The sequence below is a fragment of the Paenibacillus sp. FSL L8-0435 genome (assembly GCF_037965655.1).
Taxonomy (GTDB): Bacteria; Bacillota; Bacilli; order Paenibacillales; family Paenibacillaceae; genus Paenibacillus.
Map to the genome: position 1 here is coordinate 4252069 of NZ_CP150185.1, position 20631 is coordinate 4272699.

Here is a 20631-nt window from a genome sequence, read left to right on the forward strand (position 1 = left end):
GTGTACAGACACCATACAATAATCAGTGTCTTTCGCTTAAGCAACAAAATGCTCCGATTGTTGGTTGAGCATGCCTATAGACCTTGTTAAGATTGCACTCGTACCCGCTTGAAGGTGCAACATAATGGAGGTGCTTAGTTTGAGTGATCAACAACATAACGTTATTTCTACGGAGTTTCTGTTTCAACCATACACCGTTTCAAAGTTAACCCTGTCCTCGCGCATCGTCATGTCCCCCATGGCTCGTGCCTTCTCCCCGGATGGTATCCCGGGCCCCGATGTAGCTGCATATTATCGTCGGCGTGCCGAGCATGGTGTTGGACTCATTATTACCGAAGGTGCGACCATTGAGCATCCATCTGCATCAAGTGAGCCTAGAATCCCTCATATGTATGGAGAAGCAGCTCTTCAAGGCTGGGCTGAAGTGGTCGAACATGTCCATGAAGCGGGCGGCAAGATTTTTCCGCAGATTTTACACATGGGAATCGTTCGTCCTTCAGGATCTAACCCACACCCGGAAGCTGCCTCACTGAGTCCATCGGGAGTTGATATGGAAGGTACTCAAGTAGGTGAGCCAATGACGGAGGCGGAGATCGCAACTGTGATTCAAGCTTATGCAGATGCAGCAGCCAATGCGCAAAGTATTGGTTTTGACGGAATTGAACTTCACGGTGCACATGGTTTTCTAATCGATCAGTTTTTCTGGAAAACAACGAATAGGAGAACGGACCGCTATGGTGGTGACCTTCAGAAACGAACTCAATTCGCGGTTGAACTTGTAATGGCAGTTCGGGCTGCGGTAGGTCCTGATTTCCCTATTGCGATGCGGATCTCCCAATGGAAGATGAATGATTATCAAGCCAGACTGTTCGACACACCCGAACAACTGGGACAATTCCTCAGCTTGTTGGTTGACGCAGGTGTAGATATCTTCCACTGCTCGACACGACGCTTCTGGGAGCCCGAGTTCGAAGGATCTAATCTTGGATTTGCAGGTTGGGTAAGAAAACTGAGTGGCCAAACCACAATTACCGTTGGTTCTGTGGGTATGCCAGATGAGTCTGAAGCAGGAGCAGATAAAGCAACACATCCAGGTATGGGCGAACTCATGAAGCGATATGAGCAACAGGAATTTGATCTGGTAGCTGTGGGACGTGCACTCCTTGGTGATCCGGCATGGGCTGCCAAAATACGCGAAGGACGTGTATCCGAGATACAGGCTTTTACACCTGAAGCACTCGCTACGTTACACTAAGAACAATTACTAATTGTTCAAGACATTTTTTCTCCCATATATATAGGCTTGAACTCATGAATCAACTATACTTAGCAAAGGGCTCGCTTTCCTTCCGGGATTGCGGGTATTTTGTTTTTAGAGATATCTGTCCGTTCAAACACTTCGAGCAATAGCAATATCGTTCAAGAAAATTCCTTCTTTGCAACCTATAATGATCTTAACTTACCAGAAAGAAGGTGCATCATGACACGGGAAGTCCGGACTGTAGTATTTGATACCGACTTACAGCTAGAAGCTTATCAATTTGAAGGCATTATGCAGAAGTTTCCCAATCATTTTCATGACTATTACGTCATTGGATTCATTGAACAAGGCAAGCGACACCTCGTCTGCAACAACGAAGAATACATTCTGAATAGCGGAGACATGATTGTTTTTAATCCACATGATCCTCATGCCTGCGAACAGGTGGATGGAAGAACCCTCGATTATCGCTGTATCAATGTCCAGCCTGAGGTTATGCGAGAGTATGCGAGAGAGATTACTGGACAAGCTTACTTGCCACGGTTTACATCCCCCGTTCTCTACCAAAGTGAACTTGTGGGTTCCCTGCACGAGCTGCATCAGATGATTCTAGAGGAGCAATCGGATTTCTGCAAAGAAGAATTGTTACTCTTACTACTGGATCAATTGCTGCGAGATTATTCGGATGCTGAACCGCCTGTTTCCACACAGGATGTTACCTTGGAGATCAGACGCATATGTGATTACATAGAATCTCATTACATGGAGATCATCTCGCTGAACGATTTAACCGATTTGACGGAGATGAGCAAATACCACCTGCTGCGTTTATTCACCCGCCAGAAAGGGATATCACCTTACCGTTATCTGGAGACGATTCGTATTAATCAAGCCAAACGTCTGCTGGAACAAGGTCTGCTTCCGATTGAAGTAGCCGCACAGACAGGATTCAGTGACCAGAGCCATTTCACGAATTTTTTCAAAAAACTGATCGGCCTGACACCCAAGCAATATAGACGTATCTTCAATCATGATTCGGAGTTGAAACGTACCACCACTAACATCGTATGACAAGTCATCTTGATCATCAAAACACTAGAGCCTCTACCAGACATTTACTCGCTTTGTTTACTATACTGATCTGGGGAACTACCTTTGTCTCTACGAAGGTTCTGTTGACTGATTTCACTCCTGTGGAAATTCTATTTTTCCGTTTCCTGATCGGATATTTGGTACTATTATTGATCTATCCACGTTCACTGCGGATCGCCTCATTCAGAGAAGAATGGTTATTTATCGGAGCAGGACTATGTGGGGTGACGTTATATTTTCTTATTGAAAATATAGCTCTGGTGTACACAACAGCTTCCAACGTGGGTGTTATTGTCTCCATTGCCCCGTTCTTCACTGCTGTACTCGCACACTTCTTCTTAGATGGCGAGAAGTTAACTCGCCGCTTCATTATCGGATTCGGGATTGCCTTGAGCGGCATCCTACTCATCGCACTGAACGGCAGTTTCATTCTGCAACTGAATCCGATAGGTGATCTGCTTGCTTTCATAGCACCTGCGGTATGGGCGATCTACTCTGTGCTAATGCGAAAAATTGGCGAGCTTCGTTATCACACCATTGGTGCGACCCGCAAGGTGTTCTTCTATGGCCTGATCTTCATGCTACCAGCTCTATTCTTGTTTGAATTCCATTGGGAACTCGGACGCTTCATGAACATGACCAATCTCTCCAATATTCTCTACCTCGGTCTGGGTGCCTCCGCGTTGTGTTTCGTGACCTGGAACCGGGCCATGAATCTTCTCGGAGCTATCCAAACGAGCATATATATCTATCTTGTGCCGGTCATTACTGTTGTGTCATCTGCACTGATTCTTCAAGAGCAGATAACCTGGGTGATTGTACTCGGTGCGTTCTTAACCCTATTTGGCTCTTACATTTCAGAACAAAAAGGACACAAGCTTAATAACAAAAACACTAATCCGCATAGGGGTTAGTGTTTGCTTCATTTTTCACTGATATAACTGGACATCGTGGTTGGCCACCGTTGACATGAGCAGAAGTCATTCATTTTATCTCATTTAATTGAGACAGCAGAATCCCTAGTTCCTCTTGCTCCAGATGACGCCATTGCCCCCGCTCCAGTTGATCCAGCGTAATATTCATAATTCGCACACGCTCCAGCTTGAGGACTCGGTACCCCAAGGCTTTGCACATTCTCCGGATTTGCAGGTTGAGACCCTGTGTCAGAATAATACGAAATACATTTTCACTTTGCCTATACACTTCGCAGGGCTTGGTCACTACGTCCAGAATTTCAACGCCTTCAGACATGGATTTTACCAATTCGTTGGTTACGGGTTTGTCTACTGTCACTACATATTCTTTATCATGATTATGCTCCGAACGCATCATCTTGTTCACAATGCCTCCGTCATTCGTAAGCAAAATCAACCCCTCAGATGCCTTATCCAGCCTGCCTATCGCAAATATGCGAGAAGGATAATTCATATATTGAATGATGTTCCCCTCCACATGTTCTGCTGCTGTGCAGACAATACCGATGGGTTTGTTCAAAGCAATATAGACAGGTTCGCTGTCATTACGAGGGATCTCCTTCCCATCAATGAGTACCACATCGCGAGTTTCAATTTCCGCCCCTTTTTCACATACCCTGCCATTGATCGTTATGCGCCCAGCTGCAATTAAACGGTTCGTTTCCCTGCGGGAGCAGAATCCCGTTTCACTTATGTATTTGTTAATTAGCATATGTCACCACTTCTCATCTATAGTATTGCCACTGGTTCTTAGAGTGCTGGTACGTTCATTCGCATCGTGCAATGAGTTAGTACCTTGTACTGATTTTCATTCCACATCATCTCATTTATACTGAAACGAAGCAATGAATGGTTATATAAAAACACATACACCGTTACATAGGAAAGCCCAAATACACTCTGGAAGGAGTTTCTCATGTACAAAGTTACTCGATTTACAGTTGACCCCGATGATCCCAACCAAGACTCTGGCATGTGGATTGGTGGAGACACTGCATACGTTTCCGACTGGCCACTCAACCCTGATGGTCAGCCTTTATTGCATCTGTTCTCCATCAATTGTAATACACTTTCACAGCAGGTCCATATCCCATCTTTACCACAAGATAAATATATCTCGGTCTTCTCGACCTACTCCGCCTCCGAATATTTTCTGGATCAGGTAATCTATACGGGAGATGAGCTGGAATGGAACGAGAATATTCTTGCCGGAAGCACTTATGTCTCGGTATCTTCGCATCCACTTACTTCCGTATGTCCCGTTCCACCCATTCCGTTAAGCGGCGTATGTTTGATTGAAACGGAGTTAGACGATGAGGCGTTCCCTGCATTTTCATTTTTCTCTCCCACTTTACCAAACGGTGTGAAAGGAATTGACCATTTGCTAGAGGAACATCAACTGGTGTGTCAAATATATTCCGGAGATTTTCCTGAGCCTTATCGGGATATATTGGGTCTTCCCGATGCAAATGGTTATTTATTTTTGCGAAAGGGTCCCGCGTCTGCTCACGCACCATTCGATGGAATTTTCTTTGTACAGACTGCTTAATAGCGATACGTGGAAGTCAGGTATCATCATATAAAACGGTTAATCAGAACGTTTCCCGTCTACTCAGACAGGGAACTTTTTTTATATATGCACGTTTTACTATTCTCGATCAATACAGATGCCAAACCCTGTTAAACGGTCATATGAATTGGATCATATTTATCCTTTCGACACGAAATCGTTTTAGATGAAACTTAGCACGAGAAATATTTCTCTTCATCAAAATTTAACATTATTTTACAACAAAAAGCATGTACATTTGTTCATTTATGGTATAAGTTATATATGAAATAAACATTAATTACATAATATAAAATTTTTATCCAACTAGGAGGCGGGCTTTTGAAAAGAATATTCGCTCTAAGCTGCGGTTTTTATCTGTTAATCGGCATAACCAGCGTTGTGCTCGGTGCACTTCTCCCTGTTTTATTGTCACATTATGAGCGCGGTTACAGTGATGGCGGATTTTTGTTATTTCTGCAGTTTCTTGGATTTCTTGTCGGTGTAATCGCAGCTCCTGCCCTGACAGCCCGTATCGGAAGAAAAGCGATGCTGACCCTTGCACTGATCTGTATTGTAACCGCCTATATATTACTCGGTTTTCTGCCATCCTGGTCTGTAGTTCTTCTTCTAACGATTATCGTAGGTTTCGGTTCAGGTATCATCGAACCCTCTGTAGGTGCTTTCACGATCGAATTCACTGAGAATCAGAAGGCGGTCGCCATGTCCAAGCTGGATGTCTTCTTTGCTCTTGGAGCACTTCTCATCCCGGCTGTTGCTGCTTTATTCATCTGGATGGAGCTGTGGCATCTTACTTTTTATACGGTCGCCGTGTTGTCACTGATTCTCATGTTGCTGTGGATCACAATGCCCCGGCCAGCCGCACTGTATCTGGAACAGGCTGGCGAGAATACAGTGGCACATGCAGCAGGTAAAGCCCAATATTCGAGAAAACATCTGGGTCTGCTGACAATCTTCGTCATCTTCTTTTTCATCTACATGGGATTGGAACTGGGATTGATGAACTTCCTGCCCTCCATTCTCGTAGAACGACTGCACCTTCAGGAATCTGTTGCATCGCTGAGTGTCTCCATCCTGTGGATTGCGATGATCATCGGTCGTCTTTTCTCCGGAAAAATAGCCGAATCCGTCAACTATATGCCTTTCCTGATCTGGAGTACGGTTGGCACGCTTTTGTTTACGGTCGCTATGGTATTTGTAACTGGACAGTGGGCAACGTATGTGCTCATCTTCGGAACCGGTCTGTTCATGTCAGGGCTGTTCTGTATCGCACTTGTCTATGCAAATGTTCTGATTCCCGGCATGACCGAGCGGACAACCAGTATCCTGATCGCATCGGGGGGGATTGGAGGTGCCATCTTGCAGTATGTGACTGGATGGAGTATGAGCACAGGTCCTGTCGTGAATACGATCTGGATTTTGGCCGGATTCTGTCTGATCTTGCTTGTTACTTTGATGGTCTCTCATCTATGGACTGTAAAAAACAATGCAGTACGTGCTGCTCTCGCACAACATAGCAAGGAAATATAAACATCGTTTCTTAAGGGAGGTGATGCCCGCATCATCCGGGATTTTTTGAGCTTCGTTCGAGCTAGTACACCATTACAATTGGAGGAAATCGTATGCAAACTTTAACCAACAACCGCTTCATAGCCGGAAAAGGGATTAAGTTGATTGACGATTCAGGTGTTGAATACCTGGACGGCGTGTCGGGAACATTCAATCTGTCACTGGGCTATAATCACCCACATGTAGTCAGCAAAATTCAGGAACAAGTCGGCAATCTGACGCATATGTCTTCCTCCTTCACTGAACCGTACGTAAATGAAGTACTTGATCACTTAATCGAATATGCTCCAAACGACATTAATGCCGGATGGATGCGGGATATCACTGGTTCAACTGCCAACGAATGTGCAACCAAAATTGCACAGAAGTATACCGAATCGACAGACATCATCAGCCTGTATCTATCCCATCATGGGCAGACCCAATTTGCCACCGGGATTTCAGGGAATGCCTTCCGGCGGAAACGCTTCCCCAATTCGGCTGTGGCTAACGCGGTCCATGTACCTGCCCCATACTGTTTTCGTTGCCCATTCAAATCCTCAAATGGAGACTGCGCCTATCAATGCGTTGAAGCTATATCTGATGCGATAGAATATGCAAGTTCCGGCTCAGTCGCCTGCATGATCATCGAGCCCATTCTCGGGAATGGCGGCAATATCATTCCTCCTGCCGGATATTTCAAACGTCTGCGTAAACTGTGTGATGAGTACAATATTATTCTTATTGCCGACGAAGTGCAGACAGGAATCGGTCGTACCGGAACCATGTTTGCCAGCGAACTGTTTGATATCCAGCCTGACATGATTACCCTTGCGAAAGGTCTTGGCGGGATCGGCGTACCTGTTGCTGCGGTATTAATGCAATCCCGGCTGAACGTGCTCGAAAAGCACGAACACTCCTTCACCTCAGGAAGCAATCTGATCTCCGTAACCGCTGCCAAATCCACATTGGAAGTGGTATCCGAACCCGGCTTCCTGGATGCGGTGAAACGCAAAGGTGAAATTTTGGGTGAATTGCTGCATGAATTGGCTATGAAATACCCAAGTATCGGTGAAGCTCGTGGTGTCGGGTTAATGTGGGGGCTCGAGATTGTAGGTGACGGTAATGAACCGGATACGCTCAAAACCAATGCCATTGTTGACCGTGCTTTTACAGATGAGCATCTAATCTTGAGAAGTTCAAGATATGGATTTGGCAACGTTGTTAAGGTCCGGCCTTCCCTTACCACAACCGAAGACGAACTGGTAGAGATCGTGGAGCGACTGGATTCGGTGCTTGCCACCGTTCATTAAAACATTTCAATGCAACTGTTCGAAGTGGTCGTTTCGGTTACGAATCGTTCTTATGATCGCTGTTATCCACGGATTTTCTTGATTTCCCTTTCCCAAGGGAAAAATCCGTTGATAAAGGCGCACGCTTCGCTTCTCCAGAATCGATTTCGTCCCCTTCACTACTTTCGTATCTTGAAAAAACTGTTTAAGATGAATCGCTATATTTATATTTTATATAATTATAAGGAGGTTATATCATGCTTGCATTGGTATACAAATCGGCTTGGGATGTGGCGCTTGAGGAACGGCCTGTCCCGGAAATTACAAGAGATAATCAGGTGTTGGTTCGTATTCGGGCGACAGGTGTATGTGGTACCGATCTCGGTATTGTCAGCGGCAAGTATCATGCAGTTCCTTCTGTCATTCTCGGTCATGAGTCTACCGGGGAAATCATTGATGTTGGCTCTGCGGTAACGACATTACAAGCGGGCGACCGTGTTGTGATCGATCCTACCTACTATTGCGGACAGTGTGACATGTGCAGAACAGGCAGACAAAATCATTGCACACACAAGTCTGTTACCGAGACAGGTGTGAGTGCTGACGGGACATTTACAGATTATTATGTGACCGAGGATCGTTTTTTGTACAAATTGAAGGACCATGTGAGCTATGAAGAAGCAACTTTGACGGAACCACTCAGCTGTATGCTGACGGGGATTAATCAGATTCATCTACTGCCGAATTTCAGAACAATCATCCTTGGTGCAGGCCCGATTGGCATTCTGTACAGCTACGCGCTCGCTTCCAAAGGGGTTACCGGCTGTCTGGTCGACATCTCCGAAGAACGCTTAGCTATTGCCGGTTCCATTGCACCAGACCGTTGGGAGGTTCATTCATCCTTCGAAAATGCCATAGAATCACTGTCACCCGCAACCCATCAGGTCGATATGATTGTAGATACAACTGGCGTTGTGGGCACACAAGTGCTATCCCAGCTCGCCAGCGGCGGTTACCTGATGCTGGTTGGTCTGAGAGATGGAAACACATCCTTCAATCCCAAGGAAGTTGTGGACCGCAGTCTAAAAATTATTGGTTCCATTGATTCTCTGGGAACATTTGCAACCGCACATTATATGATTGAACAAGGGATTATTCCGGCAAAAAAAATCATCACCCACTCCTTCCCGTTGGAGGATTACGAAGAAGCATTCCGCACACTTGGCTGCGATATTCAGGGACGCACACTTCAAGCCTCTTCACATGCCATTAAAGTTGTGCTGCAATCCAGCGGTTCCAGTTTCTAAAGTGGAACGTCAAGCATGAATGGACTACATTAGAGATATATGTATACACAATCCTGGAGGAGGAATACACATGGCAACGAACAAAGAATCTAACGGACTGGGAGCCCCCAATGATGACATCATTCAAGCGGTCATTTTTGACATGGATGGTGTACTGATTGACAGCGAACCGATTTATTTTGAGATTGAGCGCAGCTCTTTTGCCCATTTTGGCGCTGTGGTAACTGATGAAGAACATCATACCTATGTTGGAGTTACACTGGAATCCATGTGGCAGCAGGTATTGGACAAACATCAGCTGACAGCTACGCTGGAAGAAATATTTACTTATCATCAGCATAATGTGATGCAAACCATGCTTGCCCATCCGAATCTGACGGCGATGCCTTCCGTGGAACGCTGGTTAAGTTGGCTGCATGAGCAGCACATACCCATAGCTGTAGCTTCTTCCTCTCCACGTGCACTGATCGATCTGATCATGGACAAAACCGGACTTGGGCTATACTTTGAGGTGCGAATGACAGGTGAGGAAGTTACGAACGGCAAGCCGGCACCAGATATTTTCCTGACCACCGCTGAGATGATCGGTGCATCCCCTTCGAATTGTCTGGTGATCGAGGACTCGCGTAATGGTGTTCAGGCCGCCAAAAGTGCAGGCATGCGCTGTATCGGATATCGCAATCCGGGATCAGGCAACCAGGACTTGTCCAAAGCCGATCTTCAGATTTCCAGTTACGATGAGTTATGGACATTGAAGAATACACTGCCCTTTGAAGGCCGATTGCCAAGCTTGTCAAAGCTTCGCTGAGAAGATCGTAATAAAAAGATCGTAATTTCGGAATGAATATTCAGAAAAAAAACGACCCAAACGGCTTCAATTCATTCGAATTGGAGCTGTTTGGGTTTTGCTTGCTGCAATGGGTGTTACATGAGGACACATGCTGTAATTTCAACTAAACCGAAAGATCGAGACTTCCACCCAGATTGGGGTGAGGAGCAGGCACTGACTTCAACATTTCCGCCATCTGCTGGCCTTGCTGCTGTGCCATGTCTTTTGTAATCGACATCACTTGCAAGCTTGCCGACTGCACTACTGAAGCTTGGCTCATCGCCATTGATAATGCTGCAATATCCATGTTCTACACTCCTTTCACTTTCTGGTTACATAGATGTACTTATTATATATCGGTTAGAAGGGAGCAAATGTTAAAAGGTCGATCAAAATGAATAGGGGAATCCATTCCATTCAATCATAACCGCCCTCAGCTTGGGGTAGTTCTTTGTAGACTTCTGCCGTTTCCACGATCTGTTGAATGAACATCCGCAATTTCAATAGCTGATATGCAACGTTGGTGACATCACAATGTTGATCCGACCACGTAGAAAGCTTTTTTCTCCATCTACAGTAATTTTCCAGCTATCATCATTAACGGAGCATAAAAAAGGGATGCCTTAAGTCATTAGCATGACTGAGGACACCCCTTATTAAGGTTTATTTTAATCTAATGAACCTGCACACGTTATTCGCTCTGATTTGCACAGGTCTGTGGTGTAACGAATCACAGAGTCGTTATTTCGTCGATTGGGTCGTTTTTTAGGTTCTGACACCCTGATATGATGAAATAACGTTACTGAGGTTTGTTTAAGTTTGCCATTCACGTCGATCTACCTCTTAAGACGCGTAGATTCGTTAGCGCTTTGAGTGAGGAGGAAACTCACTTCTGGAGCGGCCCCTTACTTGTGCATTAATAACTGTTCGACGTACTCAACGCAAGTTCGTTTATTTTAACTTCCGGGTTACTTACCACCTGTTGAATCATGGAAATAAAGTGTTTTTGAATCTGTTCAACGGTAGATGGGTCATACACATTGGCATTGTACATCAATATGATCTTCATATTTTCATGGGGTTTGACGATCAAAGTAAAATCAAAACTATTGTGTTCTGTACCCCCAACATTCATAATCTCAAGCGGTGTTTCACCTTTCTGACCCAGACTCTCCATTCGGTTCTCTACCGGGAAGTTCTGATACACAACAACATGGTTAATCAGAGATTGTTTTTGCTTGGTCAGATTTTGAATATCATATAACGAATACGTATCATATGCATGTGACTCTACAGCTTGTGCCTGATTCCTTTTCATTAGAGATATAAATGACTCATCAGCCTGAGCCTGGATCCGAACAGGAATTGCATTAATAAATAACCCAATCATGCTTTCGATCCCAGGAATGACAGGTGGTCTGCCCGATACAACACTTCCGAATACAACATCGTTGCTTTCATTGTATTGCTGCAACAATACGCCCCAGACCGTCTGCACTAACGTATGGAGAGTAACATGCTGCTGTTCCGCAATCTGTTTCATTTGCTCGATTAGTACATCATCCAAATAACAGTTTAGCGTTCTGGAATCTTGTCTTTCATGCTTCGATTTGATTTTTTCTCCAGGCAATTTCGTTTGTCCTTCATAACCATCCAAGTAATGAGTCCAATAGGTTATTGCACCTTGATGATCTTGCTGTTCCAGCCATTCAATGAATTGACTATAAGGTGTTAATAGAGTCACTTGAGGCTTTCTATTCTCCCGAATCGCAAAATAATTCTCAAATATCTCTTTGCTTACCAGAGACATACACCAGCCGTCCATCAAAATATGGTGAAAACTCCATATGACGCGGTATTCCTCATGGTTTGTTCGTAAAACAGACATACGTATTAGCGAATCTCGTTGTAAGTCAAATCCTCTTGCCTTGTCCTGCTCGATATACTCGTCAACATACGTTTTACGTTGCAGCTCACTTGTGCCAGCTACAACTTCATAGTTAAATTCAAATTTCTTCTCTTGATACACAATTTGAAGAGGGATGTCCACGAAATCACTGTAAAAATTAGTTCTTAATATCGCATGCCTTTGCATTAATTGATCCAAACTTTGCGCAAAAGAGGTAACATCCAAATCTCCACGCATATCAAACATGATTTGTACAAAGTAAGCGCCAGAAATTGGATTCCGTTCACTTTCGTACAGCATTTCCTTCTGTAATGGTGTAAGTGGGTACACATTTTCGATTCGACCGATGTGCCCCGTTTGTTCCACGATTTGATCCAATTGATCAATGGTTAATGACTTGCATGAAATATCACTTGGCGTCAGCTCGGTTTGTTCCTTCGTTACACAATGTTCAACGACTCTATTAAGACCTTCCTTATAGAGACAAGCCAATTGCTCCATCGTTTCCCGGCGATATTGTTTTGAACTATAGTTGATGGACAGCGACAACCGCCCCTCTGTAACAATGCCATTGATATTCAGCACAAATGGTCTCTTGTTGTTTTCACTTACGGATGGCCCGCTGGAATAAGACGAGAATTTAATGCCATCTTGGCCCGAATCCTGATTCACCTGTCCCATATAGTTGAAACTAATTTCGGGATTTTTCTCTAACTTGAATTCTTCATCTCCATGTGACAAATACCTCGAAATCCCGTAACCAATGCCCTTGGTTGGGATCTGGCGCAGTCCTTCCTTGACGGTCTTAATCTTCCTTGATAAGTCAGCCCCGGACTCCATCGTAATCATAACGGGGTACATGCTCGTAAACCATCCCACTGTACGCGTAATGTCCAGCTCTGACAGGATGTCTTCTCTACCATGCCCTTCCAGATTTACGAGGATTTCTCCCATGCCTGTCCAATCATGAACAGCCATTCCCAATGCCGTTAGCAATATATCATTAATTTCCGTATGGTACGCATGATGTGTTTGCTTTAATAATTGCTCGGTTTCCGCTGCGGTCCAATGAATGGTGATCGTTTCACTATCTTTGCCAATCGTCTCATCACAATCCATATCTTTAGGCAGCGGGCTTAGCTGGGCCCGCTCCACACGACTCCAGTATGGATTCTCTTGCTTCATCGCCGAGCTGTCTACAAACGTCGACAATTGTTCTGCCCATTGTTTAAACGAGGTCGTTTTTTGAGGAAGCCGGATTTCTTCACCTCTTAAGAACTGGTCTTGCCCTGTCTGAATATCTTCATATAAAATACGCCATGAAACCCCGTCTACCAACAAGTGATGGATGGCAATAAGCAGGTGATCCCCTTCAGCACATTGGAACAACCCAAGTTTGATCAAAGGTCCGTGAGACAGATTCATACCACTCTGAATTTCTTTTGCTTTATTTTCAATGAACAATGCAGGATCTGCTTCTGTTTTGAGGTCAACGATTTCAAGGCTGTATAATCCATCTTCGTCTGCCCCTCGATTCCACGCTTCATATCCACCTTCAGGCGCTTGTCGATAAAGGATACGGAGAGCATCATGCTGTTTAACGATCTTATCCATGATGCTGTGAATAAAGCGGATATCAAACCCTTTTTCACGAAAGAACATCATTTCCTGATTGTAATGATGTGCGTCCACCATATTTTGATCAAAGAACCAGCGCTGAACAGGTGTCAGCATCACTTGTCCCGTAACTTCCCCTTGGTCAGAAATAGTGCTCACGGAAGTAACGTGTTCACTCAACTCCGCTACTGTAGGATAGGTGAAGAAATGCTTCATTTCCACTTTATACCCTGCTTGGAGCAGTCGTGAGGAAACTTGAATACATTTAATCGAATCGCCCCCGAGTTCAAAGAAATGATCTGATGTGCTAACCTTTTGCACACCAAGCACAGCTTCCCAGGCAGAGACGATCGCTTGTTCTACAGCGTTTTGCGGCGCCCTATACTCGGTCCCTTTTGGCATATGTTCTTGTGGAGATGGCAATGCCTTACGGTCAACCTTCCCATTGGAAGTTAATGGTATATGCTCTAATTGAACAAAATAAGATGGAATCATGTAATCTGGGATTTCATGAGATAACGCCATTCTGATTTTCTTCGCTGTCAGTGAGCTGTCGCCTTTCCAATACGCACACAACTGCTTCGAACCATCCTCATGCTCACGGGCAATAACGACGGCTTCCTGAATGGAGTCTATTTGCAAAAGCGCAGTTTCCACTTCGCCAAGCTCAATTCGGTAACCGCGAATTTTCACTTGATGATCGATTCGTCCCAGATACTCCATATTTCCATCCGGCAGCCATCTTGCGGCATCTCCTGTGCGATACATTTTCCCTTTTGTAATCCAGGGATGATCAACAAATTTCTCTGCAGTTAAATCAGGCCGGTTCAGATAACCTCTGGCAAGGCCCTCACCTGCTACAACTAATTCTCCCTGAACACCGATCGGTTGAATGCGTTGGTGTTTATCCAGAATATAGGTCTGCAACGTCGGGATTGGTTTTCCAATATTGCTCTTTCCAGCATGTATTTCAATGTCGGTTATTTCCTTATACGTTACATGAACCGTTGTTTCGGTTATCCCATACATATTAATTAACTGGGTAAATGGATATTTCAGCTTCCAATCCTTCAATAACACGGGATTGAGGGCTTCTCCGCCAAAAATCACTTTTCTTAATTTCAGATCTGCTGCATGACCTGCCAGTTCTTCCTGAAGAAGATGATAGAAATACGTTGGCGTTTGATTTAATATCGTCACTTGCTCGTTTTTTAACAATTGTAGAAATTGTTCCGGACTTTTTGCCGTCATTTGAGGTACGATAACCAGTTTTCCGCCATAGAGCAATGCTCCGTACATTTCCCATACCGAAAAATCAAAACAAAAAGAATGGAATAAGGTCCATGTATCTGATGCATTAAAATCAAACAAATTTTTACTGTTGAACAACAATCGCACCACATTTTTATGTTCAATACATGTCCCTTTTGGTTTACCTGTCGTTCCTGAGGTATAAATTACATATGCCAGGCCTTTTGGTGCAGCAGTAATTCCCAAATTGGAATGATCTTCATGATAGGACTCAGGTAGATCCAGGCAAACGACCACTCCTGCAAAAGAGATGCGTTCTTGCAAATGACTTTGCATTAATAATACATGTACACCCGAATCCTCAAGCATGTAGTTTATACGATCCTCCGGATATTCAGGATCAATCGGCACGTATGCGCCACCCGCTTTCAAAATCGCCAGGATTCCTACAACCATGTCTAGCGAACGATCAGCGATGATCCCGATTAACTGATCATTTTGAATGCCTGTAGCCTTCAACGTTCTTGCCAATTGGTTGGCTTTCTTGTTCAGCGCTTGATAGGTCACATGTTGATCCTCAAATACAACCGCAACGTGTTCAGGAGTCCTTGCCGCCTGTTCCTCAAACAGTCCATGAATCGTCTTGTTCATTGGATATTCAGCCATGGAATCATTAAACTGTTCCAAAATTTGTGTTTTCTCCTGTGTTGTCGTCAAGTCAATGTCATGGATAGGGATAAGCGGATTGTTGACCACTTGCTTCAACATCTGAATCAAGTGACCTTGAATGCGTTCTACGCTTGCCCGATCATAGACGTTAGCATTGTAATAGAACATACATTTCATGGATTGGCCTGGTTTAATAATCAGGTTAAAGTCATAGTTCGTTTGTTCATCTGCTTCTACATTCGTAATCCGAAGAGCTGTCTCCTCCTGATCCCCAAACTGTTCCATAATGCCCTGTACAGGATAATTCTCGAATATCAGGATATGATCAATCAAATTTTGCTTTTGCGATGTTTCCGCTTGAATCTCGTATAACGGATACGTGTCATGTGGATGCGAAGCGACAGCATGTTCCTGATTCCGCTTCATAATCGCTGCAAATGTCTCATTACCTTGAGTCTGAATGCGTACAGGAATGGTATTGATGAATAAACCAATGATTCGCTCAACTCCAACAATCGCCGCAGGTCTGCCCGACACCACGCTTCCGAATACAACATCCTCACTGCCGTTATATATCTGTAGCAACATTCCCCAGGCTGTCTGCATGAACGTATTCAGCGTTACCTGATTCTGACTGGCCACATGTGCGATTTGTCCGGTTAATTCCTGACTAAGTGTACAAATCATATGCTCTGAATGATATTCATCACTCTTCGTAATTGAATGTTCTTTTGGCAAAGTGGTCTGCTCATCGTAACCTTGCAAATAGTCACGCCAGTATTTCAGGGACTCTTCATGATCTTGGTTGTCCAGCCATTCAATATAGTGTTTGTATGGAATCGTACTCTTTGCCTCCAGTTTTCGTTGTTCCTGAATAGCAAAGTATCCATCAAACAACTCCTGGATTACAAGCGACAGGCACCAGCCATCCATCAAAATATGATGATAATTCCAAATGAAACGATAGGTTTGGTCATGCGTTTGCAATATCGAAATACGCATTAACACATCCTGAGACAGGTCGAAACCTTTTATTTTATCTGCTCTTGTATATTCTGCCACGTATGCTTCACGATCTTTTTCATTCATCTCACGCAAATCTTCGTATATTAGCCCATTCCGTTTATGACGGTATACCACTTGCAGAGGTCCATTCTTCCATTTGCTATGAAAATTTGTTCTGAGAATCGAATTACGCTGCATCAACTGATCCAGACTTTTCGTAAAAGCTTCCACGTCTAACGAACCATGAAGATCCAGCGTGGTTTGAAGGAAATACGCTTCCGATTTTGAATGAAGCAAATGATGAAAGAACATTCCATTTTGCATCGGGGACAAAGTATATATATCTTCGATTTCACCAATGTGTTCCGATTCTTGAACAAATCCTTCTAATTCTTCAATGGTAATTCCTTTTAACGTTAGATCACTTGGTGTACATTCCGGCTTCTCTTTTGTCACACAATGCATCACGATTTCTTGCAGATGATCTCTAAAATATGTTACCACTCGCTCCATCGTTTCTTTTTGATATTGGGTGCGACTATACCGAAGGGACAACGTCAATTTGCCTTCCACAATTAAGGCATTCATATCGATAAGAACATTTCTTCTGTGATTGTCGCTTGCTGTTGCTCCGCCTGGATAGGGAGAGATCTGCATCCCGCTATTCTGAAGATCCTGATCAAATTGACCCAAATAGTTAAAGCTAATTTCAGGATTCAAGGTAAAGAGCCTTTCTTGCTGATGTGCACTTAAATATCGTAAAATTCCATAACCAATCCCTTTTTTAGGGATTTGACGAATCATTTCTTTGTTTGTTTTGATGAAAAGAGACATATTTGAACTTGCTTCCATATCAAGTACAACCGGATACTGGCTCGTAAACCATCCGATCGTTCGTGTAATATCGAGATCCGGTAAAATTTGTTCTCTTCCATGTCCCTCCAGATTGACCAGCACTTTATCCATGCCCGTCCATTGGTGAATAGACATGCCTAATGCATGGAGCAGCAAATCGCTAATCTCCGTTTTATACGCACGATTCGCTTGTTTTAATAATTGCTCCGTTTCTGCCGCTGACCATTCCATCGTGATTTCTTCACTGTCTTTTTCCAGTGCATGATCCGCTTCGAAATCTGTAGGTAACAGCTTATAGGTTGCTTTTTCAATTTCATTCCAATATGCAATTTCTTTCGTTATCGCATCACTGTTCGCATACAACTGAAGCTGTTCTGCCCATAATTGGAATGAAGCCGTTTTTTGCGGTAGTTGAATCGATTCTCCATCACTTAATTGTTCATATCCCCTTGATAGGTCTTCAATCAAAATTCGCCATGAAACCCCGTCGATGACGAGGTGATGAATAACGATTAATAGATGATCTCCATCTGCACATTGAAATATGCCCAGCTTCATCAAGGGTCCACGTTCCAAAGTGAACGTGCTTTGCATTTCATTTGCCTTCTTCTCGATTTCTTGAGACGGATCTGCTAATGACTTGAAGTCCATCACTTCAAGTGTATATAAGGATTCCCTTGCCAACCCTTCATTCCACGCTTCATAACCCTGTTCTGTAAGGCGATATACTGTACGAAGTGCATCATGATGCTCACTCAATTTATCGAATACACAGCGAAGTGTGACTTCATGAAAACCTTCTTTCCGATACAACATCACGGACTGATTATAATGTTGGGCGTCCACCTTGTATTTCTCAAAAAACCAATGCTGGATTGGAGTCAGCATTACTTTTCCAGTGATGATTCCCTGTTCTGACAGGGTACTTATGGGTTGAACATAGGGAATCAAGCTTGCTATGGTTGGATTTTTAAACAGATGATCCATCTGTACCTGGTAACCTGCTTGATATAATCTTGAAGAGACTTGAATGGATTTAATCGAATCTCCTCCAAGCTCGAAGAAATTATCCAAAACCCCAATGTTCTCTACCCCAAGTACCTCTTCCCAGATCGATACAAGTTGTTGTTCCACCATCGTTCGGGGTGCTTCGTACTCCATGCCCTTCAACATATGTTCTTTGGGAGCAGGCAAAGCTTTGCGATCGATTTTCCCGTTAGACGTGAGTGGCATCTGATCCAGCTGTACAAAATAGGACGGAATCATGTAGTTTGGCAGCTGCTGGGACAGCACCTCCCGCAGTTCCCCGATCGTGATTGCATCCTCTCCTACCAGGTACGCACATAATTGTTTGGTTCCCGTTTCATCTTCTCTGGTTATGACGATGGCCTCTTTTATCTGGGTACTATTTAGAAGAGCCGTCTCTACTTCACCAAGTTCAATCCGGTGTCCACGAATTTTCTCTTGATGATCTACCCTTCCTATATACTCTATGTTCCCATCGGGCAGCCATCTTGCGAAGTCACCTGTCTTGTACATTTTTGCTCCCGAAACAAATGGATCATCCACGAATTTCTCCGCCGTCAGATCTGGACGGTTCAAGTAACCTCTGGATAGCCCTGCTCCGGCTACACATAATTCTCCCTGAACTCCAATAGGCTGCAATGCATTCCGTTCTCCTAAAATGTAGACTCTATTGTTCGCAATAGGCTTCCCGATTGAGATATTTTGATCTGCCGACTTAATCGACAGAACTGTGGATACAACACTATTTTCGGTTGGACCGTATTCATTACACACTTCGATGCGTGGATTGATGCGCTGCAATTTGTGTATTAAGGCAGGAACAATCTTCTCTCCCGCAGCCACCACATTTTTCATGGATGCCCAATCTTCCGCGCTTACTTGTTCCAATAGGGTCATCAAGAAACTGGGTGGACTTTGGATGTGCGTGATTTGCTGTTTTTTGACCATCGTATTGATGGCTATAGCATCTTTACACTGTTGATGGTTTAACAAATACACTGTCGAGCCAGATATCATCGGACCAAAGAAATGAGTAATAAATGAATCAAAAACGAAAGGATTCAGCATTAATACCCGATCATCTCCGGTAAAATGATAAAAATCCGATTTCCATTGCAGGGAATTCACAATGCTGGCATGTTCAATCATTACGCCTTTGGGATGACCTGTTGTTCCAGACGTGTAGATCATGTATGCCAAATCACTGGAGATCGCTCCATCTACCCAATTTAAATGATCATCATGGTGATTTATTTCAGAATCCAGAATGACACATGTCCCTGCATAATGTTCCGGCTTCTGTATATGACTTTGATGCAGCAACCAAGCCACTTTTGAATCCTCAAGGATATAGTGAATACGATCTGCCGGATATTCCGGATCGATTGGGACATATGCCCCGCCAGCTTTTAGAATACCGAATAAACCTATGATCATCTCAAGTGAGCGCTCTGTCATAATGCCAACGAACTGACCTGCCTGCACCCCCTTAGCTTGAAGCAATCGGGCCAATTGGTTGGATTTTTGATTTAACTCTCTGTACGTTAACTGTCTATTCTCAAATACGACTGCCGGATGGTCCGGTGTTCGTTCCACCTGTTCTTCAAATAATTGATGCATCGTCTTGTTCTGTGGATACCCCACGCTTGTATCGTTAAAGTCATATAACAGCTTGTTTCGATGAAACTCTGATAACATATCAACTTGACTTAGCTCCAGATCAGGTTGGTTCAGCACAACGGATAACAATTGGTCAAGATGCTCTACAATTTGAACCATATAATCGCGATCATAACGATCATCATCATAAACTAATCTTAACTGAATGGAGTCGTTCTCCAGATCAAAGTGGAACATTGTCACCGCTTTTACGTTATTTTCATCAAGGATGGGATGAATTTCATTCAAAGAAACCAAGGTATGAATTAGAGGTACATGGTTCGAATCATACTGAACATTTAAACGTTCAACCATTTTTCTGAAAGGAATTCGTTGATGCTGAATGGCTTCAGTTAAACTGGTCTTCACTTGATTAAATAAGGATTTGAATGACATCGCATGATTGATATTATTTTTTAAGACAAGAACCTTATTCGAGAGTGATAGATCATTATTCTTTTCTTCCATCGTTGGTATGCCAATAATCATCTTGGTTTCATTCGTGTATTTATATAACAGACACTGAACTCCCGTTAATAAGATCGTATATATCGCCATAGGAGCATTTCGTGACATGGACTTGATTTTATATGAAACATCGGCTGACAAAGACTTATATATATCATTCTGGTGCTGCGTATCGTCTGGGTGTTTGGAGGTTGTCTTGCAATAAGGCAAATGAACAAGATGGTCATCATCTTCAAATCGGCTTGCCCAATACGATTCCTGTTTCTTAAAAATAGACATACGGCACCCCGATCACTTTA

General features: G+C 43.7%; 11 protein-coding genes. 8 read left to right on the forward strand and 3 right to left on the reverse strand.

Going from position 1 to position 20631, the window contains the following annotated elements:
* The first annotated feature begins 139 nt into the window (after positions 1-139).
* From NST33_RS18920 to NST33_RS18930, 3 genes are all read left to right on the forward strand, one after another.
* Positions 140-1255, forward strand: coding sequence for an NADH:flavin oxidoreductase (locus NST33_RS18920; protein WP_237174832.1), 1116 nt, complete (start codon positions 140-142; stop codon positions 1253-1255).
* 225 nt (positions 1256-1480) lie between these two features.
* Positions 1481-2332: an AraC family transcriptional regulator gene (locus NST33_RS18925; RefSeq protein ID WP_221821722.1), complete on the forward strand. Its 852-nt coding sequence runs from the start codon at positions 1481-1483 to the stop codon at positions 2330-2332.
* Positions 2329-3267: a DMT family transporter gene (locus NST33_RS18930; RefSeq protein WP_221821723.1), complete on the forward strand. Its 939-nt coding sequence runs from the start codon at positions 2329-2331 to the stop codon at positions 3265-3267. The genes NST33_RS18925 and NST33_RS18930 overlap by 4 nt, the downstream gene beginning before the upstream one ends.
* A 70-nt stretch (positions 3268-3337) precedes the next feature.
* On the opposite strand, the gene NST33_RS18935 is transcribed toward NST33_RS18930, so the two are convergent.
* The gene (locus tag NST33_RS18935) at positions 3338-4039 is read right to left on the reverse strand and encodes a pseudouridine synthase (protein WP_339304677.1); all 702 of its coding nucleotides are present in this window, start codon (positions 4037-4039) and stop codon (positions 3338-3340) included.
* Positions 4040-4243: 204 nt separating this feature from the next.
* Between NST33_RS18935 and NST33_RS18940 the strand changes: the two genes are divergently transcribed.
* The 5 genes from NST33_RS18940 to NST33_RS18960 all read left to right on the forward strand — a co-directional run bounded on the left by NST33_RS18940 (position 4244) and on the right by NST33_RS18960 (position 9852).
* Positions 4244-4876: a DUF1963 domain-containing protein gene (locus NST33_RS18940; protein ID WP_221821726.1), complete on the forward strand. Its 633-nt coding sequence runs from the start codon at positions 4244-4246 to the stop codon at positions 4874-4876.
* A gap of 342 nt (positions 4877-5218) precedes the next feature.
* A complete protein-coding gene (locus NST33_RS18945) occupies positions 5219-6427 on the forward strand; it encodes an MFS transporter (protein WP_221821727.1) in 1209 nt (402 codons plus the stop codon).
* A gap of 92 nt (positions 6428-6519) precedes the next feature.
* Positions 6520-7758 (forward strand): aspartate aminotransferase family protein, encoded by a 1239-nt coding sequence (locus tag NST33_RS18950; RefSeq protein ID WP_221821729.1) that lies wholly within the window; start codon positions 6520-6522, stop codon positions 7756-7758.
* A 236-nt stretch (positions 7759-7994) separates the two neighbouring features.
* Positions 7995-9044, forward strand: coding sequence for an alcohol dehydrogenase catalytic domain-containing protein (locus tag NST33_RS18955; RefSeq protein ID WP_221821730.1), 1050 nt, complete (start codon positions 7995-7997; stop codon positions 9042-9044).
* Positions 9045-9114: 70 nt separating this feature from the next.
* Entirely contained in the window at positions 9115-9852 is a 738-nt protein-coding gene (locus tag NST33_RS18960; protein WP_339304680.1) for an HAD family hydrolase, read from the forward strand.
* 145 nt (positions 9853-9997) lie between these two features.
* On the opposite strand, the gene NST33_RS18965 is transcribed toward NST33_RS18960, so the two are convergent.
* Both NST33_RS18965 and NST33_RS18970 read right to left on the reverse strand, forming a co-directional pair.
* Positions 9998-10180: a YjfB family protein gene (locus NST33_RS18965; RefSeq protein WP_017687882.1), complete on the reverse strand. Its 183-nt coding sequence runs from the start codon at positions 10178-10180 to the stop codon at positions 9998-10000.
* 609 nt (positions 10181-10789) lie between these two features.
* Positions 10790-20611, reverse strand: a complete 9822-nt coding sequence (locus NST33_RS18970) for an amino acid adenylation domain-containing protein (RefSeq protein ID WP_339304682.1) — start codon at positions 20609-20611, stop codon at positions 10790-10792.
* Between the last annotated feature and the right edge of the window lie 20 nt (positions 20612-20631).